We start from the raw sequence: 21,899 nt of genomic DNA, 5'->3' as shown, positions 1-21,899 counted from the left end.
CGGACGGGGCCCGTCAAGCGCATACAGAAACGCATTGGACGCGAGGCGCGCGCCGCCTCGCCGTTCGTCGCACCCGGAGACATCATGCCCTACGTAACCCCGCTGCAGGACTTCCGCTTTGCCCTGAGAGAACTGGCCGGGCTGGACGATATCCTGAAACTGCCCGGCTTCGAAGAAGTGACGCCCGACCTGGTGGACGCCATCCTGGAAGAGAACGGCCGATTCGTCGAACAGGCGGTGGCGCCGTTGAATGTGCCCGGCGATACGCAGCCGCCGGTCTGGAAGGACGGCCAGGTCGCGACGACGCCGGGTTACGCGGAAGGGTTCAAGGATTACGTGGCGGGCGGCTGGCAGGGCCTGCAGCACCCGCAGGCCTGGGGCGGGCAGGGCCTGCCCAAGCTGGTGGCGGCCGCGCCGGGCGAGAACATCCAGGCGGCCAGCCTGGCGTTCTCCTTGTGTCCCATGCTGACCGACGGCGTGATCGAGGCGATCCTGACGGTCGGCTCGGACGCCCAGCGCAAGCAGTATGTGCCCAACCTGATCGGCGGCAAGTGGACGGGGACGATGAACCTGACCGAGCCGCAGGCGGGTTCCGACCTGGCGCAGGTGGCCACCCGGGCGGTCAGGCAGGACGACGGCAGCTATCGCCTGTCCGGCCAGAAGATCTTCATCACCTATGGCGAACACGACCTGGCCGAGAACATCATCCATCTGGTGCTGGCCCGCACGCCGGACGCGCCGGCGGGCGTGAAGGGCATTTCGCTCTTCATCGTGCCCAAGTTCCTGGTGGCGGCCGACGGCAGCCTGGGCAAGCGCAACGACGTCTGGTGCGCGTCGCTGGAGCACAAGCTGGGCATCCATGGCAGCCCCACGGCGGTGCTGCTGTACGGCTCGGGCAAGGGCGAAGTGGGCGAGGGCGCCATCGGCTACCTGGTTGGAGAGCAGAACCGCGGCCTGGAATACATGTTCATCATGATGAACGCCGCCCGCTACTCGGTCGGGCAGCAGGGCATCGGCGTATCCGAGCGCGCCTACCAGCACGCGCTGGCGTACGCGCGCGAACGCGTGCAGGGCCGCGCGGTGGAAGGCTCTGCCGGACCAGTCGCCATCGCTCGCCATCCCGACGTGCAGCGCATGCTGATGACGATGAGAGCGTTGACCGAGGCGGCGCGCGCCGTGTCCTACGTGACGGCCGCCGCGCACGACAAGGGCACGCACCACCCCGACCCGGAACAGCGCTCGCGCAACCGCGCCTTCTATGAATACATGGTGCCCATCGTCAAGGGCTGCTCCACGGAGTCCGCGGTGGAGGTCGCGTCGCTGGGCATCCAGGTGCATGGGGGCATGGGCTTCATCGAGGAAACCGGCGCGGCGCAGTTCTATCGGGATGCCCGCATCCTGCCCATCTATGAAGGCACCACGGCGATCCAGGCCAATGACCTGGTCAGCCGCAAGACCCAGCGCGACGGCGGCGCCACCGCCTACGCCGCCATCGCCGCGATGCGCGAGACCCTACGCGCGGTCGAGGCGGAATCGTCGCGCGCGGCCGCTCCCGAACGCGACGCCTTGCGCCTCTTGCGCGACAACCTGGATGGAGCCATCCAGGCGTATGAGGCGGGCGTGGGCTTCATCCTTGAGCAGTCGGCCGCGAACATCCGGGCGGTCTATTCCAGCAGCGTCCCCTACCTGATGCTGGCGGGCGTCGTGCATGGCGGCTGGCAGATGGCGCGCGCCGTGCTGGTCTGCCGCCGCAAGCTGGCGGCGGGCTCCACCGATCCGTTCTACAAGGAAAAGGCCGCGACGGGATTGTTCTACGCGGCGCATATCCTGCCGCGCGCGCTGGCCCTGTCCGCGGCCGTGCGCGCCGGGGTCGTCGCGGAGGCCTGCGGGGCGGCTTCGAATATTGCATAAGGTTATATGACTTGCGTATTTCCTCGGCTAAAGGTTTGATGGAAGAATCGTTTCATACGCGGTACTGTCCGCAAGGAAACGCTGTCCTGCGCTGCCGGCCATGACGGTCGGGCAAGCCAGTCCCCCCTAACTGAATCCGCATACAGGAGACACCATGAGTCAACTACGCCTGGGCGATACCGCCCCTGATTTCGAACAGGAATCCTCGGCTGGCCCGATCCGCTTCCATGAGTACCTGGGCAACAGCTGGGGGGTGCTTTTCTCGCATCCGGCCGATTTCACCCCCGTCTGCACGACCGAACTAGGCTACACGGCCAAGCTGGCCGACGAGTTCGCCAAGCGCAACGTGAAGGTCCTGGCCCTGTCGGTGGATGGCGCCGATTCGCATACCAAGTGGATCGAGGACATCAACGACACGCAGTCCACGACGGTCAACTTCCCGATCCTGGCCGACAAGGACCGCAAGGTCTCCGAGCTCTACGACATGATCCACCCCAACGCCAGCGCCACGGCTACCGTGCGTTCGGTGTTCATCGTCGACCCGAACAAGAAGGTGCGCCTGACCATCACGTATCCGGCCAGCACCGGCCGCAACTTCAACGAAATCCTGCGCGTCATCGATTCGCTGCAATTGACCGACAGCCACAGCGTGGCCACCCCGGTCAATTGGGAAGACGGCGACGACGTGATCATCGTTCCGTCCCTGCAGGACGAGGCCGTGATCAAGGAGAAGTTCCCCAAGGGCTACAAGGCCGTGCGCCCGTACCTGCGCATTACGCCGCAGCCGAATAAGTAAATTCGAAAAACGGGGGGTAGCCCCCCGCCGGACCGGCGGCTTTCCAGCCGCCGCCACCGCCGCTTTCCCCATAGGGAAACGCGGCGGTTTTTCATTGTTGGGACGGCGATCCTATATGCCTGAGAGCGATGAGCAATCAAAAAATGATTCGTTCCGTTCAGAATGGCCAGCCCCCAAACTTGCTTCCACATTGCCGAACACAGGGAGCAAGGGATGTCTTTCAGGAAAGCCGGTTGGTTGGCCGCCTTGGCCGCAGTGACAGTTTCGTTTGCCGCGATTTCGCCGGCGCAGGCGCAGCAGAAGCAAACGCTGCTGAACGTGTCCTACGATCCCACGCGCGAGCTGTACCGCGCCATCGACGACGCCTTCGTCAAGCAATACAAGGAAAAGGCGAACGTCGACCTGACGATCCGCCAATCGCACGGCGGCTCCGGACGCCAGGCGCGCTCGGTCATCGACGGGCTGGAAGCCGACGTGGTGACCCTGGCGCTTGCCTACGACATCGACGCAATCGCCGACCGCGGCCTGCTGCCGGAGAACTGGCAGGCGCGCCTGCCGCAGAACAGCTCGCCCTACACCTCCACCATCGTGTTCCTGGTGCGCAAGGGCAACCCCAAGCAGATCAAGGACTGGGACGACCTGATCAAGGACGGCGTGCAGGTCATTACGCCGAATCCGAAGACCTCGGGCGGCGCGCGCTGGAACTACCTGGCCGCCTGGGCCTATGCGCTGGAGAAGAACGGCGGCAGCGAAGACAAGGCCCGCGCCTTCGTCGGCGACCTGCTCAAGCACGTGCCCGTGCTGGACACCGGCGCGCGCGGCGCCACCACGACGTTCGTGGAGCGCGGCGTGGGCGACGTGCTGCTGGCCTGGGAGAACGAGGCCTTCCTGGCGCTTGAGGAGCTGGGTCCGGACAAGTTCGACATCGTGGTGCCGTCGCTGTCCATCCTGGCCGAGCCGCCGGTGGCCATCGTCGACAAGATCGTGGACAAGAAGGGCACCCGCGACGCGGCGCAGGCCTACCTGGAGTTCCTCTACACGCCCGCCGCGCAGGAAATCATCGCGAAGAACTACTACCGGCCCTTGGACAAGACGGTTGCGGCCAAGTATGAGTCCAAGTTCCCCAAGGTCAAGCTCGTCACCATCGACGACAAGATCTTCGGCGGCTGGCGCAAGGCGCAGAAGGATCACTTCAGCGACGGCGGCACCTTCGACCAGATCTACCAGCCCCAGAAGAAATAATCGGACAACGATCGGACGACGGCCATGACTACCGCCTCGAACCCGACGGCAAACGGCGCGCAAGCGCCTTTTGCCGTTCGGCGCAACAGCCCGGGCGTGCTGCCCGGATTCGGCATTTCCATGGGCTACGCGGTGTTCTACCTGAGCGTGCTCGTGCTGATCCCCCTGGCCGCCTTGCCCATCAAGAGCGCGGGGCTGGGATGGCAGGGCTTCTGGGATGCGGTGACGGCGCCGCGCGTGCTGGCGTCCTATCAACTGACGTTCGGCGCGTCGCTGATCGCGGCGCTGGTGAACCTTGTGTTCGGCACCGTCGTCGCCTGGGTGCTGGTGCGCTACCGCTTTCCCGGCAAGAAGGTGCTGGACGCGCTGGTCGACCTGCCTTTCGCGCTGCCCACCGCCGTGGCCGGCATTGCGCTGACCGCGCTGTATTCGCAGAAAGGCTGGCTGGGCGGCCCCCTGTCCGAATGGTTCGGCCTGAAAGTGGCCTTCACGCCGCTGGGGATCGTGATCGCGCTGATCTTCATTGGCGTGCCCTTTGTGGTGCGCACCGTGCAGCCGGTGCTTGAAGACGTGGAGCGCGAGATCGAGGAAGCGGCGGCCAGCCTGGGCGCCAACCGCTGGCAGACCATCCGCCGGGTGCTGCTGCCGACCATCCTGCCCGCGCTGATGACCGGCTTTGCGCTGGCGTTCGCGCGCGCGGTGGGCGAGTACGGATCGGTGGTGTTCATTGCCGGAAACATGCCCATGGTGTCCGAGATCACGCCGCTTCTGATCATTTCCAAGCTGGAGCAGTTCGATTACGCCGGCGCGGCCGCCATCGCGACCGTGATGCTGGTCCTGTCGTTCGTGCTGCTCCTGATCATCAATCTGTTGCAGGGCTGGCAGGCGCGCCGCGGCCTGGGGAGGCAGTCATGAGCGCATCGGACCGTCCCGCTCACCTGACCGAGCCGCGCTGGGTGCGCGGCGTGCTGCTGTTCGTGGCGTTGGGATTCCTGACGCTGTTCCTGCTGGTGCCGCTGGCGGCGGTGTTCGCCGAGGCCTTCAGGAAAGGATGGCAGCTGTACCTGGACGCCATCGTCGAGCCGGACGCGCTGGCGGCCATCCGCCTGACGCTGCTGGTCGCGGCGATCGCCTTGCCGGTGAACCTGGTGTTCGGCGTCGCCGCCGCCTGGGCCATCACCAAGTTCCAGTTCCGCGGCAAGCAGTTCCTGATCACGCTGATCGACCTGCCGTTCTCGGTGTCGCCCGTGGTGGCAGGCCTGGTGTTCGTGCTGCTGTTCGGCACGCAGGGCTGGTTCGGCGGCTGGCTGCAAGCCCACGACATCAAGATCGTCTATGCGGTGCCGGGCATCATCCTGGCGACGCTCTTCGTCACGTTCCCTTTCGTGGCGCGCGAGCTGATTCCGCTGATGCAGGCGCAAGGCAGCGAGGAAGAGCAGGCCGCGCTGACCCTGGGCGCCAGCGGCTGGCAGATCTTCTGGCGCGTGACCCTGCCGAACATCAAGTGGGGCCTGCTGTACGGCGCCATCTTGTGCAACGCGCGGGCCATGGGCGAATTCGGGGCGGTGTCGGTGGTGTCCGGGCAGATCCGGGGGCTGACCAACACGATGACCCTGCATGTGGAAATTCTCTACAACGAATACCAGTACTCCGCGGCGTTCGCCGTCGCTTCGCTGCTGGCCCTGCTGGCGCTGGTGACCCTGGTGGCGAAGAACGTGGTCGAGTGGCGCAATGCGCGCCTGATGCAGGGCGCCGACCAGCCGGTCGAGTACCCGGGCCCCGCGGTGGCCATCAAGCCGGCCGTCGCCTGACGCGACGGATACGAAGGAGACAGGCATGAGTATCGAAGTTCGCAATCTATCCAAGCGGTTCGGCCAGTTCCGCGCGCTCAACGACGTTTCGCTGCATATCGAGACGGGCGAGCTGGTGGCGCTGCTGGGGCCGTCGGGCTGCGGCAAGACGACGCTGCTGCGCATCATCGCGGGGCTGGAGTCGGCCGATTCCGGCAGCGTGCTGTTCGCTGGCGAGGACGCCACGGCCGTGGACGTCCGCCAGCGCCAGGTGGGGTTCGTGTTCCAGCACTATGCGCTGTTCAAGCACATGACGGTTTTCGAGAACGTGGCCTTCGGCCTGCGCGTCAAGCATCGCTCGCAGCGCCCGTCCGAAGACCAGATCAAGCGCAAGGTGCACGACCTGCTCAGCCTGGTGCAGCTGGACTGGCTGGCGGACCGCTATCCGGCGCAGTTGTCGGGCGGACAGCGCCAGCGCATCGCCCTGGCGCGCGCGCTGGCCGTCGAGCCGCGCGTGCTGCTGCTGGACGAGCCCTTTGGCGCGCTGGACGCCAAGGTGCGCAAGGAGCTGCGGCGCTGGCTGCGCCGGCTGCACGACGAACTGAACGTGGCCAGCGTGTTCGTCACGCATGACCAGGAAGAGGCGCTGGAGGTATCGGACCGCGTGGTGCTGATGAACGCGGGCCGGATCGAGCAGGTGGGCACGCCGCGCGAGGTGTGGGAAGGTCCGGCCACGCCGTTCGTCTACGGCTTTCTGGGCGACGTGAACCAGTTGCAGGGCGTGGCCACGCGCGGCGTGTGGGAAGGCGCCGGCCTGTCGCTGCCGGCCCCCGAGCTGCCGCACGCCGACGCCCAGCGCGCCACCGCCTATGTGCGGCCGCACGAATTCGATATCGAGCGCTACCGCGCGGATGCCGACGGGATTGCCGTGCGCCTCTCGCACGCCTATCTGGCCGGGCCCAGCGCCTACCTGGAACTCGCCCGCCAGGATTCCGACGCCATCATCGAGGCCGAAGTGCCGGAGTACCTGTACCGGGAACTGAACCTGCGCGACGGCGAACCCCTTCTGGCGCGTCCCCGCCGGGCGCGCATCTTCGCGGTGCAGCCATGACGACTATTCTTTCCGCCGAACTGGACGCCGGCCTGGCGGCGCGCTGGCGCGATCTGGCGGCGCGCCTGGCCGATATCCAGCGGCGCTATCCGGATGCCGCGCTGGCGTCTTCGCTGGCGGCCGAGGACATGGTGCTGACGCACGCCATCTACGACGCTGGCCTGGAGCTGGAGGTGTTTACGCTGGACACAGGCCGGCTGCATGCCGAGACGCTGGGCGTGCTGGACGCGGTGAGCGAGCGTTATGGACGCGAGGTGACGGTGTACAGGCCTGTCGCCGCCGCAGTCGACGAGCATGTGGCCGCGCATGGCGCCTTCGCCTTCTACGAAAGCGTGGAGCTGCGCAAGGCCTGCTGCCAGATCCGCAAGGTCGAGCCGCTCAAGCGCGCCCTGTCGGGCCGCGGCGCCTGGATCACCGGGCAGCGCCGCGCGCAGTCCACGACGCGCGGCGAGTTGCCGCTGGAAGAGGACGACAAGGCCTTCGGCCTCTACAAGTTCAACCCGCTGGCCGAGTGGAGCGAGGATGAGGTCTGGGCCGCCATCCGCGCGCTGGGCATTCCGTACAACCCGCTGCATGACCAGGGCTACCCCTCGATCGGCTGCGAGCCCTGTACGCGCGCGATCCGCCCGGGCGAAGACCTGAGGGCAGGGCGCTGGTGGTGGGAGTCGTCGGACTCCAAGGAATGCGGCCTGCATGCGGGCAACCGGGTCATCAGTATCGTGGCGCGCGACGATTGAAGCCGCCCATGAATTCAAAATCTGTTTTAGGGGAATACCTATGTCTGCTGTGATCCAACGCAGCCACCTGGATTGGCTGGAATCGGAAGCGATATTCATCCTGCGCGAGGTGGCCGCCGAAAGCGAAAAGCCCGTGCTGCTGTTCTCGGGGGGCAAGGACTCCGTGGTGCTGCTGCGCCTGGCCGAGAAGGCGTTCCGTCCGGGACGGTTTCCGTTCCCGTTGATGCACATCGACACCGGGCACAACTTCGACGAAGTGATCGCGTTCCGCGACGCGCGCGCGGCCGAACTGGGCGAAACCCTGATCGTGCGCAGCGTCGAGGATTCGATCAGTCGCGGCAGCGTCGTGCTGCGGCGCGAGACCGATTCGCGCAATGCGGCCCAGGCGGTGACCCTGCTGGAGGCCATCGAGGAGTTCGGCTTTGACGCCTGCATCGGCGGCGCCCGCCGCGACGAGGAAAAGGCGCGCGCCAAGGAACGCATCTTTTCGTTCCGCGACGAATTCGGCCAATGGGACCCCAAGGCCCAGCGCCCGGAACTGTGGAGCCTGTTCAACACGCGGGTGCATCGCGGCGAGAACATGCGCGTGTTCCCGATCTCGAACTGGACCGAGCTGGACGTCTGGCAGTACATCCAGCGCGAGCAGCTCGCGCTGCCGCCGATCTACTACACCCATGAGCGCGAGGTGGTGCGCCGCAAGGGTCTGCTGGTGCCGGTCACGCGGCTGACGCCGCCGCAGGAGGGCGAGCAGGTCGAGCGCCTGTCCGTGCGGTTCCGCACAGTGGGCGACATCTCCTGCACCTGCCCGGTGGCGTCAGACGCCGCCGACACCATGGCCATCATCGCCGAGACGGCGGTGACCGACATCACCGAGCGCGGCGCCACGCGCATGGACGACCAGACTTCCGAGGCCTCGATGGAGCGCCGCAAGAAGGAAGGCTATTTCTGAATGCACGATGCGCCGGCGCATGCCGGCGTCTGGGGACGCACATGAATGCACTGAACGATTCTTTTCTTTCCGGCGCCGGCACCGGCGTGCTGCGCCTGATCACGGCGGGTTCCGTCGATGACGGCAAGTCCACGCTGATCGGCCGCCTGCTCTATGACAGCAAGGGCGTGTTCGCCGACCAGCTCGATGCGATTTCGCGCTCCAAGCACAAGCGGGTGGCCGGCGACGGCATCGACTTCTCGCTGCTGACCGACGGCCTGGAGGCCGAGCGGGAGCAGGGCATCACCATCGACGTGGCCTACCGCTACTTCTCTACGCCCGCGCGCAAGTTCATCGTCGCGGATGCGCCCGGCCACGAGCAGTACACGCGCAACATGGTGACGGGCGCCTCGACGGCGGACGTCGCCGTCATCCTGATCGACGCCACGCGCGCCGCCGACGGCAAGCTGCTGCCGCAAACCAAACGCCACAGCACCATCGCGCGTCTCCTGGGCATCCGCCACATCGTGGTCGCCGTGAACAAGATGGACCTGGTGGACTGGGACCGCGCCGTGTTCGAGCGCATCCGCGACGCCTATGCGGATCTGGCGGGCAAGCTGGGCATCGCGCATTTCGACGCGCTGCCGCTGTCGGCCCTCAACGGCGACAACGTCGTGACGCTGTCGCCGAAAACGCCGTGGTACGAAGGGCAGCCGTTGCTGTCCTTGCTGGAGTCGCTGGACCTGGCCAGCGATGGCCGCGCCTTGCCGCTGCGCTTTCCCGTGCAGTGGGTGGCGCGCCATGATGGCGACCGCAAGGAGGATTTCCGCGGCTACGCCGGCCGCGTGGCCAGCGGCGTGCTGCGTCCGGGCGACGAAGTCACGGTGCAGCCGTCGGGCGTGACGGCGGTGGTGCGCGAGGTGCGCGCCTTCGACCGCGCGCTGGATGAGGCCGTGTCGGGCGACTCGATCACCCTGGTGCTGGATCGCGATGTGGACGTGTCGCGCGGCGACGTGATCGTGCATGCGTCCGCGCCCGCGCAGGTGTCGCGCGAGTTCGAGGCCGAGTTGTGCTGGCTGGATTCGCAGGCCTTGAATCCGGCGCGCAAGTACCTGCTCAAGTCGGGCACGCGATTGACGTCGGCAAAGATACGCGCGGTGCTGTCGCATCGCGATATCCACGAACTGCAGGAAGTGGAAAACACCGAAGGCACCTTGCGCATGAACGATATCGGCCGCGTGTCGTTCACCACGCGCGAGGCGCTGGCGGTTGATCGCTATGACGATGTGCCCGCGACCGGCGCCTTCATTCTGATTGACGAGGCTACGCATCAGACCGCGGCGGCGGGGATGTTGCGATAAGCGGAAAGAGGCGGGAAAACAACGGGATTCTGGGCCGATTTTCTGTGTTGTTTTTCTTCCAAATCCAATGCTGGCGCGGGTTTCCAGCGCATATCGCCTGATGAAAACGATTTGTTCGGACGTCGTCTTCGTCTTGCGGTAAAGTTGGGTTGTCTTACGAAAAGGCTTTTGGTGCTTGTCAAAACCACTGTGTTTTTGTACAGTAGTTTTCATGGCACGCACCGATCATTCTTTTCCCGCCGGTTCTGGGTCCCCGGCTGCCGCCCCCGCCGCCTTGCGCGGTCGGGGTGCGGTTACTAATGTTCGGCATCGCTTTCAGCGCGATGACCGCGTGCAGGTCGACGATGGCTGGTCCTCGTCCGGTTTGCCCGCCGACTTCGTAGATTCTGTCCCCGATAATTCCCCCGATGGGTCGCGCCCCGGCGCCGTCGTCATTCCCATCCTGCCCGATACGCGTTGCACCCCGCCCGCGCCCAAGACCACGGTCACGGCGGAAGAGGCGCGCAAGATGCTGTCGCGCAACGATTCCCCCGACATTCCCTTCGACGTCGCGGTCAACCCGTATCGCGGGTGCGAACACGGCTGCGTGTACTGCTACGCCCGGCCCACGCACTCCTACCTGGGCTACTCTCCCGGGCTGGACTTCGAAACGCGGCTGGTGGCCAAGGCGAACGCCGTTGAAGCCCTGCGCGCCGAACTGAGCCGGCCGGGTTACAAGCCCTCGCCCATCAACATCGGTTCGGCCACGGACGCCTACCAGCCCATCGAGCGCGACTGGCGCCTGACCCGCGGCCTGCTCGAACTCATGCTGGAAACCCGGCACCCCGTCACCATCGTCACGAAGAACGCGCTGGTCGCCCGCGACCTGGACCTGCTGGCCGCTTTGGCGGAGCAGAACCTGGTGGTCGTCTACATCAGCATCACGACGCTGGATGCCGGCATGGCGCGCACGCTGGAGCCCCGCGCCGCCGCGCCGTGGCGCCGCCTGGAAGCCGTACGCAGCCTGACGGACGCCGGCGTGCCGGTGGGCGTGCTGGTGGCGCCCGTCATCCCGTTCATCAACGACGAATCCATGGAACACATCCTCCAGGAGTCCAAGGCGGCGGGCGCGCATTACGCCAGCTATACCGTCCTGCGCCTGCCCTGGGAGGTCAAGACTCTGTTCGAGGACTGGCTCAACGCGCATTACCCGGACCGCGCCCAGCGCGTGCTGCACCGCATCGAAGACCTGCGCAACGGCCGCCGCAATGATCCGAATTTCGGTTCCCGCATGCGCGGAACCGGCATCTGGGCCGACCTGCTGCGCCAGCGCTTCGCCGTGGCGACCCGCAAGCTGGGGCTCAACCGCCACCGGCTGGCGCTGGACTGCGACCGTTTCCAGCCTCCGGCGGGCCCCGGGGCCACGGCGCCGCTGTTCGCGGCCGGCGCCACCGGCCAAGCCGCCCAGGCGCCGGCAACCGCATCCGGCGCCGGTCCGGCCGCTTCCGATTTCCTATCCCCGGTTGGCGCGCAAGCGTCTTCAGGGGTCCCTTTTCCCAGTGGTTTGCCCGCCGTCAGCGGCGCGTACGGGCGTGGTGCGCGCCAGTTGCGCGCCATGGCGGCCGGCCAGTTGTCATTGTTCGATTGACCGCAGGCGGCTGTTGCCCCGCGCGCGCATGCCAAGGCGGTCCGCCAAGGCGCTGAAACGTTTATCCAAGGAGTTCCCATGAACACCGCTGATTTTTCCGTCCTGTCGGATGAGCTCGTCGTCTCGCTGAATCCCCTGCGCCGCAGCGCCCATCGCGCCCGCGCCTTTTGCGCCAGGCTGACTGGGCTGGCCATGCCCTGGGCGGCGTCCGGGGCCGGCATCGAGCCCCGCCAGCGCGTGCGCTCCGGCACGACGCCGGCCCGGTGGCCGTTCCCGCCCGCGCCGGTCGAAGAGGGCGCGCTGACGGGCAATGCCGTGGTTGCGCCGGCGGCGCCGGCCGTCGTGCCCGTGGCAACGCCGGTCGCGCCCGCCATGCCCGCCGCCCCTGCCGTCCGCGATCACTGCCTGGGCAACGCCACCGTCGAACCGGTGTCCCAGCAGGTCACCATGAAGGCGATGGTGACGGACGTGGTGCTGGTGCTGGCTTGGGGCGCAATGATCCCCGGCCTGATGTGGCTGGGCGTGGCTGGCGGCTTCTAAGTCATTGATGGTCAAGCGTTTGTTGGAAAACGCCAGGCGGACGAACGACGTTCAGCTCGATCCCAACAGGATCACGCCCGCCAGGATGGACAGGCAGCCGGCCAGCCGGCCAGGCCCGACCTTTTCTCGCAGCAGGAACATGCCGGCCAGGGTGCCCAGCATCATGGACATTTCGCGCGCAGGCGCGACCAGGCTGAGCGGGGCGCCATTGCGCAGCGCGTACAGCACCAGAATGTAGCCCAGCGGGGACAGGAATCCCACCGCCAGCGCCAGGTGCCAGTGCCCGCGCATGGATTCCCAGGCCTGGGTACGGCGGCGCAGCATGTGCGGCGTCATCATGGTGGTCCGCGTGACACAGGTAAACCAGTCGAACAGCACCGGGCTGATCAGCAGCACCTTCACGCCGTACGCGTCCACCACCGTATAGGCGGCAATGAACAGGCCGATCACCACGCCCCAGCGCACGCCTACCCAGGCCTGCGCATGCTTGAAGATGGCCAGCCGCCCCTGGGTGGCGATTAGCAGCACGCCGATGACCACGCACAACATGCCGACGATGCCGGTGCTGGTGGCGGGCTCGCCCAGCAGCAGGAAGGCGCCCGTGGTCGAGAGCAGCGGACCGGTGCCGCGCGCAATGGGATAGACCACCGACAAGTCGGCCACCTGATAGCCGCGCTGCAGGCACAGGCTGTAGCCCAGATGCAACAAGCTGGACGTCAGAATGGCCCCGACCACCGGCCAGGTCCAGGTCATGCCGTCATGCATCAGCACCCAGATCACCCACGGCGCGTAGAGCACCGAGGCGCACAGGCCATAGGCGAAGACGAAGGGAGCGCCCACCATGGCCGCCCGCTTGGCGAGCAGGTTCCACGTTGCGTGGGCCATCGCCGCCAGGACGACCAATATCAGGGACGAGTACGACATGAGGGAACAGCGTCAGATGACGTGTTTGTTACAGAAAGGGGAAGGGTACCGCAAAGCGTAGGGCAGGCGCTCATGTTACCTGAGGCTCAGGCGAATTTTTGGTGTAGAATCATTGGTTTGCCAAATCTCATCCTCTGCTTGCGGCACGAGCATTGCACGAAAACCCGCCGGGTTGGCTGCAATGCACACGCGGATGGCTTGATGTGACCCCTTGGTGTGACCCGGTTCTTGAATTGGCGTGTTGGTTTGGTCGGCTGATAACCCAGCTGATGCGAATCCGATGCCAGTCAGGGGCGGCCACATGCAAGAAAGCCAGCGCGAACAACATCGAACGGCAAAAGTTTTAGCCCGCAAAGACATGATGATCTAGGAGTTCTAATGAACCTCATCGCTATCCTGGAACAGGAAGAAATTGCCCGTCTGACCGGCGGTCAAGCCAAGCCTGAATTTGCTCCTGGTGACACCGTCATCGTGAGCGTGAACGTCGTTGAAGGCACCCGCAAGCGCGTGCAGGCTTTCGAAGGCGTTGTCATTGCCAAGCGCAACCGCGGCCTGAACTCCGCGTTCACCGTGCGCAAGATTTCGTCGGGTGAAGCCGTGGAACGTACGTTCCAGCTGTACTCGCCGCAAATCGCCAGCATCGAAGTCAAGCGCCGCGGCGACGTGCGCCGCGCCAAGCTGTACTACCTGCGCTTCCGCTCGGGCAAGTCGGCACGTATCAAGGAAAAGCTGGTCAGCAAGCAAGCCTCGGCGGCTTGATCGCTTATCGGTACACGGCCCAGCCAGTGTCGGACGCTCACGCCAACCCGCGTTTCCGTCCGGCACAGGTTTCCGGGTTAAAAAGGCACCTGCGAGGGTGCCTTTTTCTTTTTACAAAGCCGTATGTCTGATTCCTCGTCTTCCGCGCGGCCCCGACGGCCGCTCGCGCGCCCGGGCTTTGACCCGGCTACGCAACCTTGGGTGGTGGCCAACGAGTCCTTGCCGGCCGTGCCCACCAGCCTGCTGACCCCGGATTCCTTGCGGGGCACGCTCAGCCAGCCGTCCACCTGGACGCTGGAGCTTTCACGCGACAACGATCTGCGCTATCCGGGCCGGGAAGGCACGCCCGTGCCGGCCGCGGTGCTGATTCCGCTGGTGACGCGCGAGAACGGCGTGCACATCATGCTGACGCAGCGCGCCGCGCATCTGCACGATCACGCTGGCCAGATCAGCTTTCCGGGCGGACGCATCGAGACCAGCGACCCCACGCCCGTGGCCGCGGCCCTGCGCGAAGCACAGGAAGAAACAGGCTTGCCGTCCAACCATGTGGAAGTGCTGGGCAGCATGCCGCCTTACCTGACCGCAACGGGATTCTCGATCATCCCCGTCGTATCCCTGGTGCGCCCTGGCTTTCATCTGGCGCCCGATGCGTTCGAGGTGGCCGAGGTGTTCGAGGTGCCGCTGTCGTTCCTGATGGACCCGGCGAATCATCGGCTGTACGAAGCCAGGCTGGACGATGGCCGGGTGCGTCATTATTACGGCATGCCCTACGGCAAGCATTTCATCTGGGGCGCCACGGCCGGCATGCTGCGCAATCTTTACCATCTGCTGCGCCACGGTTTCGCGCCGAGCTGATCCCCGCCGCGCGCCGGCAAATGAAGACGGCCCCGACAGGGGCCGTTTTCATTGCTGTGGGTGGACGGGCGATCCCGCCTAGTAGCGCTGCTGGCCCGCCAGGTTTTCTTCCAGGATCCGCTGGTACAGGGCGTAGCGCGCCGGATCGATCTTGCCTTCCTGCAATGCCGCGACCACGCCGCAGCCCGGTTCGTGCCGGTGCGAGCAGTTGTAGAAGCGGCAGGCTTCGATGGGCTGCGTGAATTCCGGAAAGCCGCGGATGATGTCTTCGCGGGTCAGGTGCTGCAGGCCGAAGGCCTGGAATCCGGGCGAATCGATCAGGTCTCCGCCCGGCGCCGGCAGGTGGTAGAGCCGGGTGCTGGTCGTGGTGTGCTTGCCCATGTCCAGCGCGGTCGAGTGTTCGCGGGTGGCGGCGGCGGCGCCGGGCACCAGCACGTTGAGCAGCGTCGATTTGCCCATGCCGCTCTGGCCCAGCAGCAGATTGGTTCGTCCGGCCAGGCGCGGCGCCAACAGGCTGTGGACCTTTTCGGGCTCCAGGGCGCTCAGCTCGATCACGTCCACGCCCAGCGCCGCAATGGGCGCCAGGCGCGCGCGCGCGGCGGGCAGTTCGTCCGCGAGGTCCGTCTTGTTCAGGATGATCAGCGGCGAAATGCCCGCGCTCCAGGCTCCCGCCAATGCCCGGCCGGTGAGGTCGTCCGAGAAGGTCGGCTGCACGGCGATCACGATCAGCAGCTGGTCCACGTTGGAGGCGAACTGCTTGGAACGCATCTCGTCCGAGCGGAACAGCAGGTTGGTGCGCGGAAGGATCGCGTCGATGGCGCCTTCGTCCTTGCCCTGCGGCGTGATCCGCACGCGGTCGCCCACGGCGGCGCCGGCCTTCTTGCCCCGGGGGAAGCACTTGCGCAATGCGCCGTCGGCAAGCTCGACGGTGTAGTGGCGCCCATGGGCGGCGATGATGCGGCCTTCCATCGGGGGGCGCGTGGGCAGGCCTTCGTGCGGGGCACTGGGCGGCGAGGTCTTGGAGCTGCGCGGCGCGCTCATGCGGCGGGCGCCATCAGGTGGCGGATGCGCACGGCGGCGGGGGGATGGCTATCGTAGAAGGCGGAATGCACAGGGTCGGGGGTCAGCGTTGCGGCGTTGTCGTCGTAGAGTTTGACCAGCGCGGATACCAGGCGTTCCGGCGAACTCTGTTCGGCCGCATAGCGGTCCGCCTCAAATTCGTCGCGGCGCGAGTACCAGCTGGCCAACGGCGTGAATATGAAAGTGAATACGGGGATGGCCAGGAAGAACAGCAGCAGCGCCATGGCGTCATTGCGGCCGCCCAGTTGCGGCATGACGCCCAGGCCCACGTAGAACCAGGGCTGCTGGGCGACCCACCCGAGGATGGCGAAGAATACCAGCGCCGCGCCAAAGCTGAAGACAATGCGCTTGACGATGTGGCGCTTGGCGAAATGGCCGAGTTCGTGCGCGAGCACCGCTTCAATCTCGTCGGCATTCAGGCGCGCCAGCAGGGTGTCGAAGAACACGATGCGGCGGGAACGTCCGAAACCGGTGAAGTAGGCGTTGCCGTGGGCGGACCGGCGCGACCCGTCCATCACGAACAGCCCGTTCAAGGCAAAGCCGCAGCGCTGCGCCAGCCGCTGGATGCGCCCGGCCAGTTCAGGGTCGGACAGCGGCGTGAACTTGTTGAAGAGCGGGGCGATGAACATCGGGTAGATGATCAGCAGCGCCAGGTTGAACACCGTCCATAGCGCCCAGGCCCAGACCCACCAGTACGCGCCGGCGCTGCCCATCAGCCAGAGCACCGCGGCGGCCAGGGGCAGGCCCAGCACCGCCGCGACCAGCAGGCCCTTGAGGGCGTCCGCGACGAACAGCCGGGGCGTCATGCGGTTGAATCCGAAGCGCGCCTCCAGCTTGAATTGCCGCCATAGCGTGAAGGGCAGGCCGACCAGGCCCAGCACCAGCGCCACCACCACCAGCAACAGCATCTGGCGCACGAAATCGTTGCTGGTAAGCTGGCTTACCTGCAGGTCGATGAATTGAAGTCCGCCCATCAGCGTCAGGCACACCAGCAGGATCGCGTCGTAGGTGCGCTCCAGCATGCCCAGCTTGACCCGCGCCACCGTGTAGTCCGCCGCGCGCTGATGGCTGGCCAGGCCGATGCGATGGGAGAATTCCGAGGGCACCTGGCCGCGATTGCGCGCGACGTGGCGGATCTGGCGCGAGGCCAGCCACATGCGCACGGCAATATCGGTCAGCAGGAAGGCAACGAACAGCAGTGTGAACATGGGCGATGCGGCTTGCTCAAGAAGGGATGTGCGAAAATCGCGTGTTTTATAGGCAAATTATATGGCTGCGAACGAAAACCGCCTGATCTGGCTCGACATGGAAATGACGGGGCTCGACCCCGAGAAAGAGCGCATCATCGAAGTCGCCGTCGTGGTGACCGAGCCTGACCTGACGGTCGTGGCCGAAGGCCCCGTGCTGGTGGTGCATCAGCCCGACAGCCTGCTCGACGCCATGGACAACTGGAACAAGTCCACCCACGGCAAGAGCGGCCTGATCGACAAGGTCAAGGCGTCCACGGTATCCGAGGCGCAGGCAGAGGATACGCTGTTGGCGTTCCTGGCGCAGCATGTGCCGGCCGGCAAGTCTCCCATGTGTGGAAACACGATCAGCCAGGATCGCCGCTTCATGTTTGCTTACATGCCGCGCCTGGAGCAGTTCTTCCACTACCGCAACCTGGATGTCAGCACGCTGAAGGAACTGGCGCGCCGCTGGGCGCCGGCCGTCTACAAGGGCTTCGAGAAAAAGAGCCGCCACGAAGCGCTGGCCGACATCTACGAGTCGATCGACGAACTGAAGTACTACCGCGAGCACTTCCTGAAGGTGTGATGCCTTCCGGCGTTCACTGACCGGCCCGGTGTCTTGCCCATGCAATCCTATTCCGTTGCCGCCATCCGCCATGCCGAGCGGCTCGCCCTGGAGCAGGGGCGGGCGCTGATGCCGCTGGCCGGCGCGGCGGCGGCCCGTCATGCCGCCGGGCGCGTCCCGCCCGGTACGCACGTCCTGGTCCTGGCCGGTCCCGGCAACAATGGCGGCGACGCCCTGGAAGCCGCCACCCGCCTGCGCGCCCAGGGATTCGATGTGCGGGTGCTGCTGCCCGCCGGCCCCGCCAGGCTTCCCGCCGATGCCGCCCGCGCTTATGCGGGCTGGCTTGCCGCGGGCGGCGCCGTCCAGGCGACGCTGGCCCCCGGCGAGATTCCCGGCCTGGTCATTGACGGCTTGTTCGGCATAGGCCTGAACCGGCCCTTGGACGCGGACTGGCAGGCGCTGGTCGATGCCGTGAATGGCCGGCGGGTGCCGGTGCCGGTGCTGGCGCTGGACGTGCCCAGCGGGATCGATGCTGATACCGGCGCCGCGCTGGGCCGCCCGATCCTGGCGCGCTGGACCCTTTCCTTCATCGCGCAGGCCAGAGGGCTGGCGCGCCCGGGGCCCGGCCGCGAGGCGGCGGGCGAACTGCTCGTGGACACCTTGGGCGTGACCATGCCCGCCGGCAGCGGCGAGACCCCTTAGGCCGGCCGCCCGCCAAAGCGCGATTCCACATCCTTGGCCAGCGGCGTGTAGCGTTCGTTGTCCTGGCCCGCCAGGGCATCCAGATGGGTTTCCGACGCGTCGAAAACCTTCCAGTAGATGCGGCCGCACAGTTCGCGCGCGGCGTGGCCCGGCCAGTTGTCGGGCAGCATCGGTCCGGGCAATTGGGGATCGTGCAGCACGATCCGGCGCCAGTTGTGCAGCAGCATGACCCGGACCGTGAAGGCCTCGGACGGCGAGGGCGCATCCTCCAGCAGCTTTTCCAGCGGTCCGAAGTTCCTGGAGAACTGGCGGTACTGTTCGGCCACGTCGTCCAGGTTCCAGCATTGCGAGGCCAGGCTGGCGATGGGCAGGCCGCCGGCGCCGGCCAGGTCGCGGGCCGACAGCACCAGCGCGCGGTCGGGGATGCCCAGCTTGTCCAGGATGTCGTGCGCAGCGCGCGCCTCGGTGTGCGGGTGCGCGAACAGGCCCGGCGCAATCATCCCAAACCCTTCCCAGACCAGCTCGCGGCGCAGCTCGCCGCGTTCGGCCAGGCCGTTGCCCGAGCGCGGCAGCGCGACCAGCGTCCATTCCCCGTTCCACTCCCTGGCCGCGCCCTCATAGATGCGCTGCGAGGCGTGGGAGGTATGGCGCGCGCCCTGTTCCGAGATCAGGTAGAGGCTGCGCCGGCCATGCCGCTCCGACTGCAGCCAGTTCTGCGCGACCAGGCGGAACACGCTGGTGCGCAGCAGGCGTTCATTGATCCCGAGCGGGGCCAGCAGTTCGATCAGGCTGCCCAGCCAGATGGCGCCGCCGTGGGGGGCCAGCGCGTCGCCAAGCAAGCTGACGCACAGCGATTTGGCGCGGGGCGGATCGCTTTTCAATAAGCGGGACAGGAAGCGGTCCAGGGGCGACTGAGGGTTTGCCATAAGGGGGGCCGCAAGGGGCCGGTATCGGGATCCTCAATATGATACATAAATCCAATGTGATACAGATTTGAGTTTGACAATGAATTTTTTGTATTAAATAATCTTCCTATGACATGACGGCACTGCGGAGCGTTTGCCTTGCGTTTTCGCAAACCGTCTCAAGGAGACAAACATGTACGCTCAACTCGTCGAAACCGGCGTCAAGCAGGTCAAGACCGCGGACCAGCTCGAAGGCCCGGAACAGGCGTTCCAGCGACGCATCGACGACGGCGTCCGCATCGAGGCCAAGGACTGGATGCCGGAGGCCTACCGCAAGACGCTCGTGCGCCAGATCTCGCAGCACGCGCACTCCGAAATTGTCGGCATGCTGCCCGAAGGCAACTGGATCAGCCGCGCGCCGTCGCTCAAGCGCAAGGCCATCCTGCTGGCCAAGGTGCAAGACGAGGCGGGCCACGGGCTCTATCTGTACAGCGCCGCGGAAACGCTGGGCGTATCGCGCGACGACCTGATCGACGACCTGCACGCCGGCCGCGCCAAGTACTCCAGCATCTTCAATTACCCCACGCTCAGCTGGGCCGACATCGGCATGATCGGCTGGCTGGTCGACGGCTCCGCAATCATCAACCAGATCCCGCTGTGCCGCTGTTCCTATGGCCCGTATGCGCGGGCCATGGTGCGCGTCTGTAAGGAGGAGTCCTTCCACCAGCGCCAGGGCTACGACCTGCTCATGCAGATGTGCCTGCACGGCACGCCCGAACAGAAGGCCATGGTCCAGGACTCGCTGAACCGCTGGTGGTGGCCTGCCCTGATGATGTTCGGCCCCTCGGACGCGGACTCCCCCAACAGCGCCCAGTCCATGGCCTGGAAGATCAAGCTCTTCTCCAACGACGAGCTGCGCCAGAAGATGGTGGACCAGACCGTGCCCCAGGCCGAGTACCTGGGCCTGACCGTCCCGGACCCCGACCTGAAGTGGAACGCCGAGCGCGGCCACTATGACTTCGGCGAGATCGACTGGAGCGAGTTCTACGCGGTGCTCAAGGGCAATGGCCCCTGCAACCGCGAACGCCTGGCCGCGCGCGTCAAGGCGCACGAGGACGGCGCCTGGGTGCGGGACGCGCTCGTCGCCTACGCCGACAAGCAGGCTGAGCGCAAGGCCGCCTGAGCCGCGCGTCGACTTCACGCTACTCCATCATCAGAGACCGGTGCGCGCGCGGCGCGCCCGGCATTAGAGGAAATCCATCATGAGCAAAGACTGGCCTTTGTGGGAAGTCTTCATCCGCAGTCAGCACGGACTGGCGCACAAGCACGTGGGCAGCCTGCACGCCTCGGATGCCGAAATGGCGATCAACCACGCCCGCGACGTCTATACCCGCCGCAATGAAGGGCTGAGCATCTGGGTGGTGCGCGCGGCCGACATCTCGGCCAGCAGCCCCGGCGACAAGGACCCCCTGTTCGAACCGGCCAACAGCAAGGTCTACCGGCATCCGACGTTTTTCCCGATGCCCGAAGAAATCAAGCACATGTAAGGCGCGGGCGTAGACATGGACAAGACATTCTTTGAGTACCTGCTGCGCCTGGGCGACTCGTCGCTCATCCTGTCGCAGCGCCTGGGCGCCTGGACCGGCCACGGCCCTATCCTCGAAGAGGACCTGGCGCTGACCAACACCGCGCTGGACCTTCTGGGCCAGGCCCGCATGTGGTTGACCCTGGCCGGCGAGGTCGAGGGCGCCGGCCGCGACGAAGACGCGCTGGCCTACCTGCGCGACGCGCACCAGTACCACAACGTGCTGCTCGTGGAGCGCGACAACGGCAACTACGCCGACACCATGGCGCGGCAGTTCCTGTTCGACGTCTGGCATTACTTCCTGCTGCAGCGCCTGGAGAAGTCGGCCGACGAGCGCGTTGCCGCCATTGCCGCCAAGTCGATCAAGGAAGTGACCTACCACGTGCGCCGCTCGTCGGACATGGTGGTGCGCCTGGGCGACGGCACCGCCGAAAGCCACGCCAAGATGCAGGCCTCCGTCGACGACGCCTGGCGCTTTACCGGCGAACTGTTCGCCGACGACGCCATCGACCTGGACCTGGCCGCCCGCGGCATCGGCTGTGAGCTGTCCGCCCTGCGCCAGCCCTGGCTGGCGCATGTGCGCGAAGTGCTGGAAGAGGCCACCTTGACCGTGCCGGACGAGGCGGCCGCGAATCATCTGGCGTACCGCGGCGGCCGGCAAGGGCGCCACACCGAGGCGCTGGGCTACGTGCTGGCCGAGATGCAGCACCTGCCGCGCGCCTATCCGGGAGCCACGTGGTGAACGCGCTCGCGCCCGTTTCCGCCGACCAGGTCTACACCTGGCTGCAGGAGGTTCCCGATCCGGAAATCCCCGTGCTGTCCGTGGTGGATCTGGGCGTGGTGCGGGACGTGTCCTGGGACGGCGGCGCCTGCGTGGTCGTCATCACGCCCACGTATTCCGGCTGCCCGGCGATGCGCGAGATCACGCAGGACATCCAGCAGACGCTGGGACGCCACGGCATCGGCGAGGTCCGCGTCGAAACCCGCCTGGCGCCGGCCTGGACGACCGACTGGATGAGCGAGAAGGGGCGCGAGGCGCTCAAGGACTACGGCATTGCCGCGCCCGCCGAACGCGCCATCGACATCTCGGGCATCAGCCGCCGCGCGGTCGGCCCCGCCATCGCGTGCCCGCGCTGCGGCTCGCGCGAGACGCGCCTGGTCAGCAACTTCGGGTCCACATCGTGCAAGGCGCTGTACCGCTGCGTGTCCTGCCGCGAGCCCTTCGATTATTTCAAGACTCACTGAGAGTGGT

At 66.3% G+C, this 21,899-nt stretch carries 23 protein-coding genes; 19 read left to right on the top strand and 4 right to left on the bottom strand.

Features of this window, described 5'->3' with window-relative positions; translation table 11 throughout:
* Positions 1 to 84: 84 nt before the first annotated feature.
* The 11 genes from ACFWP0_RS10285 (at position 85) to ACFWP0_RS10235 (ending at position 12,043) form a co-directional block, all read left to right on the top strand.
* Positions 85 to 1,911 (top strand): acyl-CoA dehydrogenase, encoded by a 1,827-nt coding sequence (locus ACFWP0_RS10285; protein ID WP_377841711.1) that lies wholly within the window; start codon positions 85 to 87, stop codon positions 1,909 to 1,911.
* Between the two features lie 154 nt (positions 1,912 to 2,065).
* On the top strand, positions 2,066 to 2,707 hold the full coding sequence (locus ACFWP0_RS10280) for a peroxiredoxin (protein WP_377841710.1): 642 nt from the start codon (positions 2,066 to 2,068) through the stop codon (positions 2,705 to 2,707).
* A 213-nt stretch (positions 2,708 to 2,920) separates the two neighbouring features.
* Complete coding sequence (locus tag ACFWP0_RS10275; protein WP_377841708.1) at positions 2,921 to 3,949, top strand: sulfate ABC transporter substrate-binding protein; 1,029 nt, start codon at positions 2,921 to 2,923, stop codon at positions 3,947 to 3,949.
* 24 nt (positions 3,950 to 3,973) lie between these two features.
* Positions 3,974 to 4,864 (top strand): sulfate ABC transporter permease subunit CysT, encoded by an 891-nt coding sequence (gene cysT / locus ACFWP0_RS10270; protein ID WP_377841707.1) that lies wholly within the window; start codon positions 3,974 to 3,976, stop codon positions 4,862 to 4,864.
* Entirely contained in the window at positions 4,861 to 5,760 is a 900-nt protein-coding gene (gene cysW, locus ACFWP0_RS10265; RefSeq protein WP_377841705.1) for a sulfate ABC transporter permease subunit CysW, read from the top strand. The genes cysT and cysW overlap by 4 nt, the downstream gene beginning before the upstream one ends.
* Before the next feature lie 25 nt (positions 5,761 to 5,785).
* A complete protein-coding gene (locus tag ACFWP0_RS10260; protein ID WP_377841703.1) occupies positions 5,786 to 6,850 on the top strand; it encodes a sulfate/molybdate ABC transporter ATP-binding protein in 1,065 nt (354 codons plus the stop codon).
* Entirely contained in the window at positions 6,847 to 7,587 is a 741-nt protein-coding gene (locus ACFWP0_RS10255; RefSeq protein WP_377841701.1) for a phosphoadenylyl-sulfate reductase, read from the top strand. Before ACFWP0_RS10260 ends, ACFWP0_RS10255 begins: the two co-directional genes overlap by 4 nt.
* Before the next feature lie 40 nt (positions 7,588 to 7,627).
* Positions 7,628 to 8,536 carry a sulfate adenylyltransferase subunit CysD gene (gene cysD, locus ACFWP0_RS10250; RefSeq protein ID WP_171663377.1) on the top strand — a complete coding sequence of 303 codons (909 nt, stop codon included), beginning with the start codon at positions 7,628 to 7,630 and terminating at the stop codon, positions 8,534 to 8,536.
* Positions 8,537 to 8,577: 41 nt separating this feature from the next.
* Complete coding sequence (locus ACFWP0_RS10245) at positions 8,578 to 9,876, top strand: sulfate adenylyltransferase subunit 1 (protein WP_377841699.1); 1,299 nt, start codon at positions 8,578 to 8,580, stop codon at positions 9,874 to 9,876.
* Between the two features lie 211 nt (positions 9,877 to 10,087).
* Positions 10,088 to 11,503: a PA0069 family radical SAM protein gene (locus ACFWP0_RS10240; protein WP_377841697.1), complete on the top strand. Its 1,416-nt coding sequence runs from the start codon at positions 10,088 to 10,090 to the stop codon at positions 11,501 to 11,503.
* 78 nt (positions 11,504 to 11,581) lie between these two features.
* On the top strand, positions 11,582 to 12,043 hold the full coding sequence (locus ACFWP0_RS10235) for a hypothetical protein (protein ID WP_377841696.1): 462 nt from the start codon (positions 11,582 to 11,584) through the stop codon (positions 12,041 to 12,043).
* A 51-nt stretch (positions 12,044 to 12,094) separates the two neighbouring features.
* Here ACFWP0_RS10235 and ACFWP0_RS10230 read toward each other — a convergent pair whose 3' ends face one another.
* Entirely contained in the window at positions 12,095 to 12,967 is an 873-nt protein-coding gene (locus ACFWP0_RS10230) for an EamA family transporter (RefSeq protein WP_377841694.1), read from the bottom strand.
* Between the two features lie 378 nt (positions 12,968 to 13,345).
* Here ACFWP0_RS10230 and rplS point away from each other — a divergent pair, with 378 nt between their 5' ends.
* Positions 13,346 to 13,726, top strand: coding sequence for a 50S ribosomal protein L19 (gene rplS / locus ACFWP0_RS10225; RefSeq protein WP_377841692.1), 381 nt, complete (start codon positions 13,346 to 13,348; stop codon positions 13,724 to 13,726).
* 123 nt (positions 13,727 to 13,849) lie between these two features.
* Complete coding sequence (locus ACFWP0_RS10220) at positions 13,850 to 14,581, top strand: CoA pyrophosphatase (protein WP_377841691.1); 732 nt, start codon at positions 13,850 to 13,852, stop codon at positions 14,579 to 14,581.
* A 78-nt stretch (positions 14,582 to 14,659) separates the two neighbouring features.
* Here ACFWP0_RS10220 and rsgA read toward each other — a convergent pair whose 3' ends face one another.
* Both rsgA and ACFWP0_RS10210 read right to left on the bottom strand, forming a co-directional pair.
* Positions 14,660 to 15,550 (bottom strand): ribosome small subunit-dependent GTPase A, encoded by an 891-nt coding sequence (gene rsgA / locus ACFWP0_RS10215; RefSeq protein ID WP_377841875.1) that lies wholly within the window; start codon positions 15,548 to 15,550, stop codon positions 14,660 to 14,662.
* 68 nt (positions 15,551 to 15,618) lie between these two features.
* A complete protein-coding gene (locus tag ACFWP0_RS10210; protein WP_377841689.1) occupies positions 15,619 to 16,869 on the bottom strand; it encodes a M48 family metallopeptidase in 1,251 nt (416 codons plus the stop codon).
* A gap of 61 nt (positions 16,870 to 16,930) precedes the next feature.
* On the opposite strand from ACFWP0_RS10210, the gene orn reads away from it, so the two are divergent.
* Both orn and ACFWP0_RS10200 read left to right on the top strand, forming a co-directional pair.
* The gene (gene orn / locus ACFWP0_RS10205) at positions 16,931 to 17,476 is read left to right on the top strand and encodes an oligoribonuclease (protein ID WP_377841688.1); all 546 of its coding nucleotides are present in this window, start codon (positions 16,931 to 16,933) and stop codon (positions 17,474 to 17,476) included.
* A gap of 39 nt (positions 17,477 to 17,515) precedes the next feature.
* Entirely contained in the window at positions 17,516 to 18,157 is a 642-nt protein-coding gene (locus ACFWP0_RS10200; protein WP_377841686.1) for an NAD(P)H-hydrate epimerase, read from the top strand.
* On the opposite strand, the gene paaX is transcribed toward ACFWP0_RS10200, so the two are convergent.
* On the bottom strand, positions 18,154 to 19,083 hold the full coding sequence (paaX, locus tag ACFWP0_RS10195; RefSeq protein ID WP_377841685.1) for a phenylacetic acid degradation operon negative regulatory protein PaaX: 930 nt from the start codon (positions 19,081 to 19,083) through the stop codon (positions 18,154 to 18,156). The genes ACFWP0_RS10200 and paaX overlap by 4 nt on opposite strands.
* Positions 19,084 to 19,255: 172 nt before the next feature.
* On the opposite strand from paaX, the gene paaA reads away from it, so the two are divergent.
* The 4 genes from paaA (at position 19,256) to paaD (ending at position 21,892) form a co-directional block, all read left to right on the top strand.
* Positions 19,256 to 20,245: a 1,2-phenylacetyl-CoA epoxidase subunit PaaA gene (gene paaA / locus ACFWP0_RS10190; protein WP_377841683.1), complete on the top strand. Its 990-nt coding sequence runs from the start codon at positions 19,256 to 19,258 to the stop codon at positions 20,243 to 20,245.
* Between the two features lie 79 nt (positions 20,246 to 20,324).
* The gene (paaB, locus tag ACFWP0_RS10185; RefSeq protein ID WP_025140200.1) at positions 20,325 to 20,609 is read left to right on the top strand and encodes a 1,2-phenylacetyl-CoA epoxidase subunit PaaB; all 285 of its coding nucleotides are present in this window, start codon (positions 20,325 to 20,327) and stop codon (positions 20,607 to 20,609) included.
* Between the two features lie 15 nt (positions 20,610 to 20,624).
* Positions 20,625 to 21,389 carry a 1,2-phenylacetyl-CoA epoxidase subunit PaaC gene (gene paaC, locus ACFWP0_RS10180; RefSeq protein ID WP_377841681.1) on the top strand — a complete coding sequence of 255 codons (765 nt, stop codon included), beginning with the start codon at positions 20,625 to 20,627 and terminating at the stop codon, positions 21,387 to 21,389.
* Complete coding sequence (paaD, locus tag ACFWP0_RS10175) at positions 21,386 to 21,892, top strand: 1,2-phenylacetyl-CoA epoxidase subunit PaaD (RefSeq protein ID WP_377841680.1); 507 nt, start codon at positions 21,386 to 21,388, stop codon at positions 21,890 to 21,892. The genes paaC and paaD overlap by 4 nt, the downstream gene beginning before the upstream one ends.
* Positions 21,893 to 21,899: the final 7 nt, after the last annotated feature.

It is taken from the genome of Achromobacter sp. NPDC058515 (assembly GCF_042721735.1).
GTDB lineage: Bacteria > Pseudomonadota > Gammaproteobacteria > Burkholderiales > Burkholderiaceae_B > Achromobacter.
The sequence above is the reverse complement of the archived record's forward strand: the minus strand, read 5'-3'. Positions and strand labels throughout refer to the sequence as shown.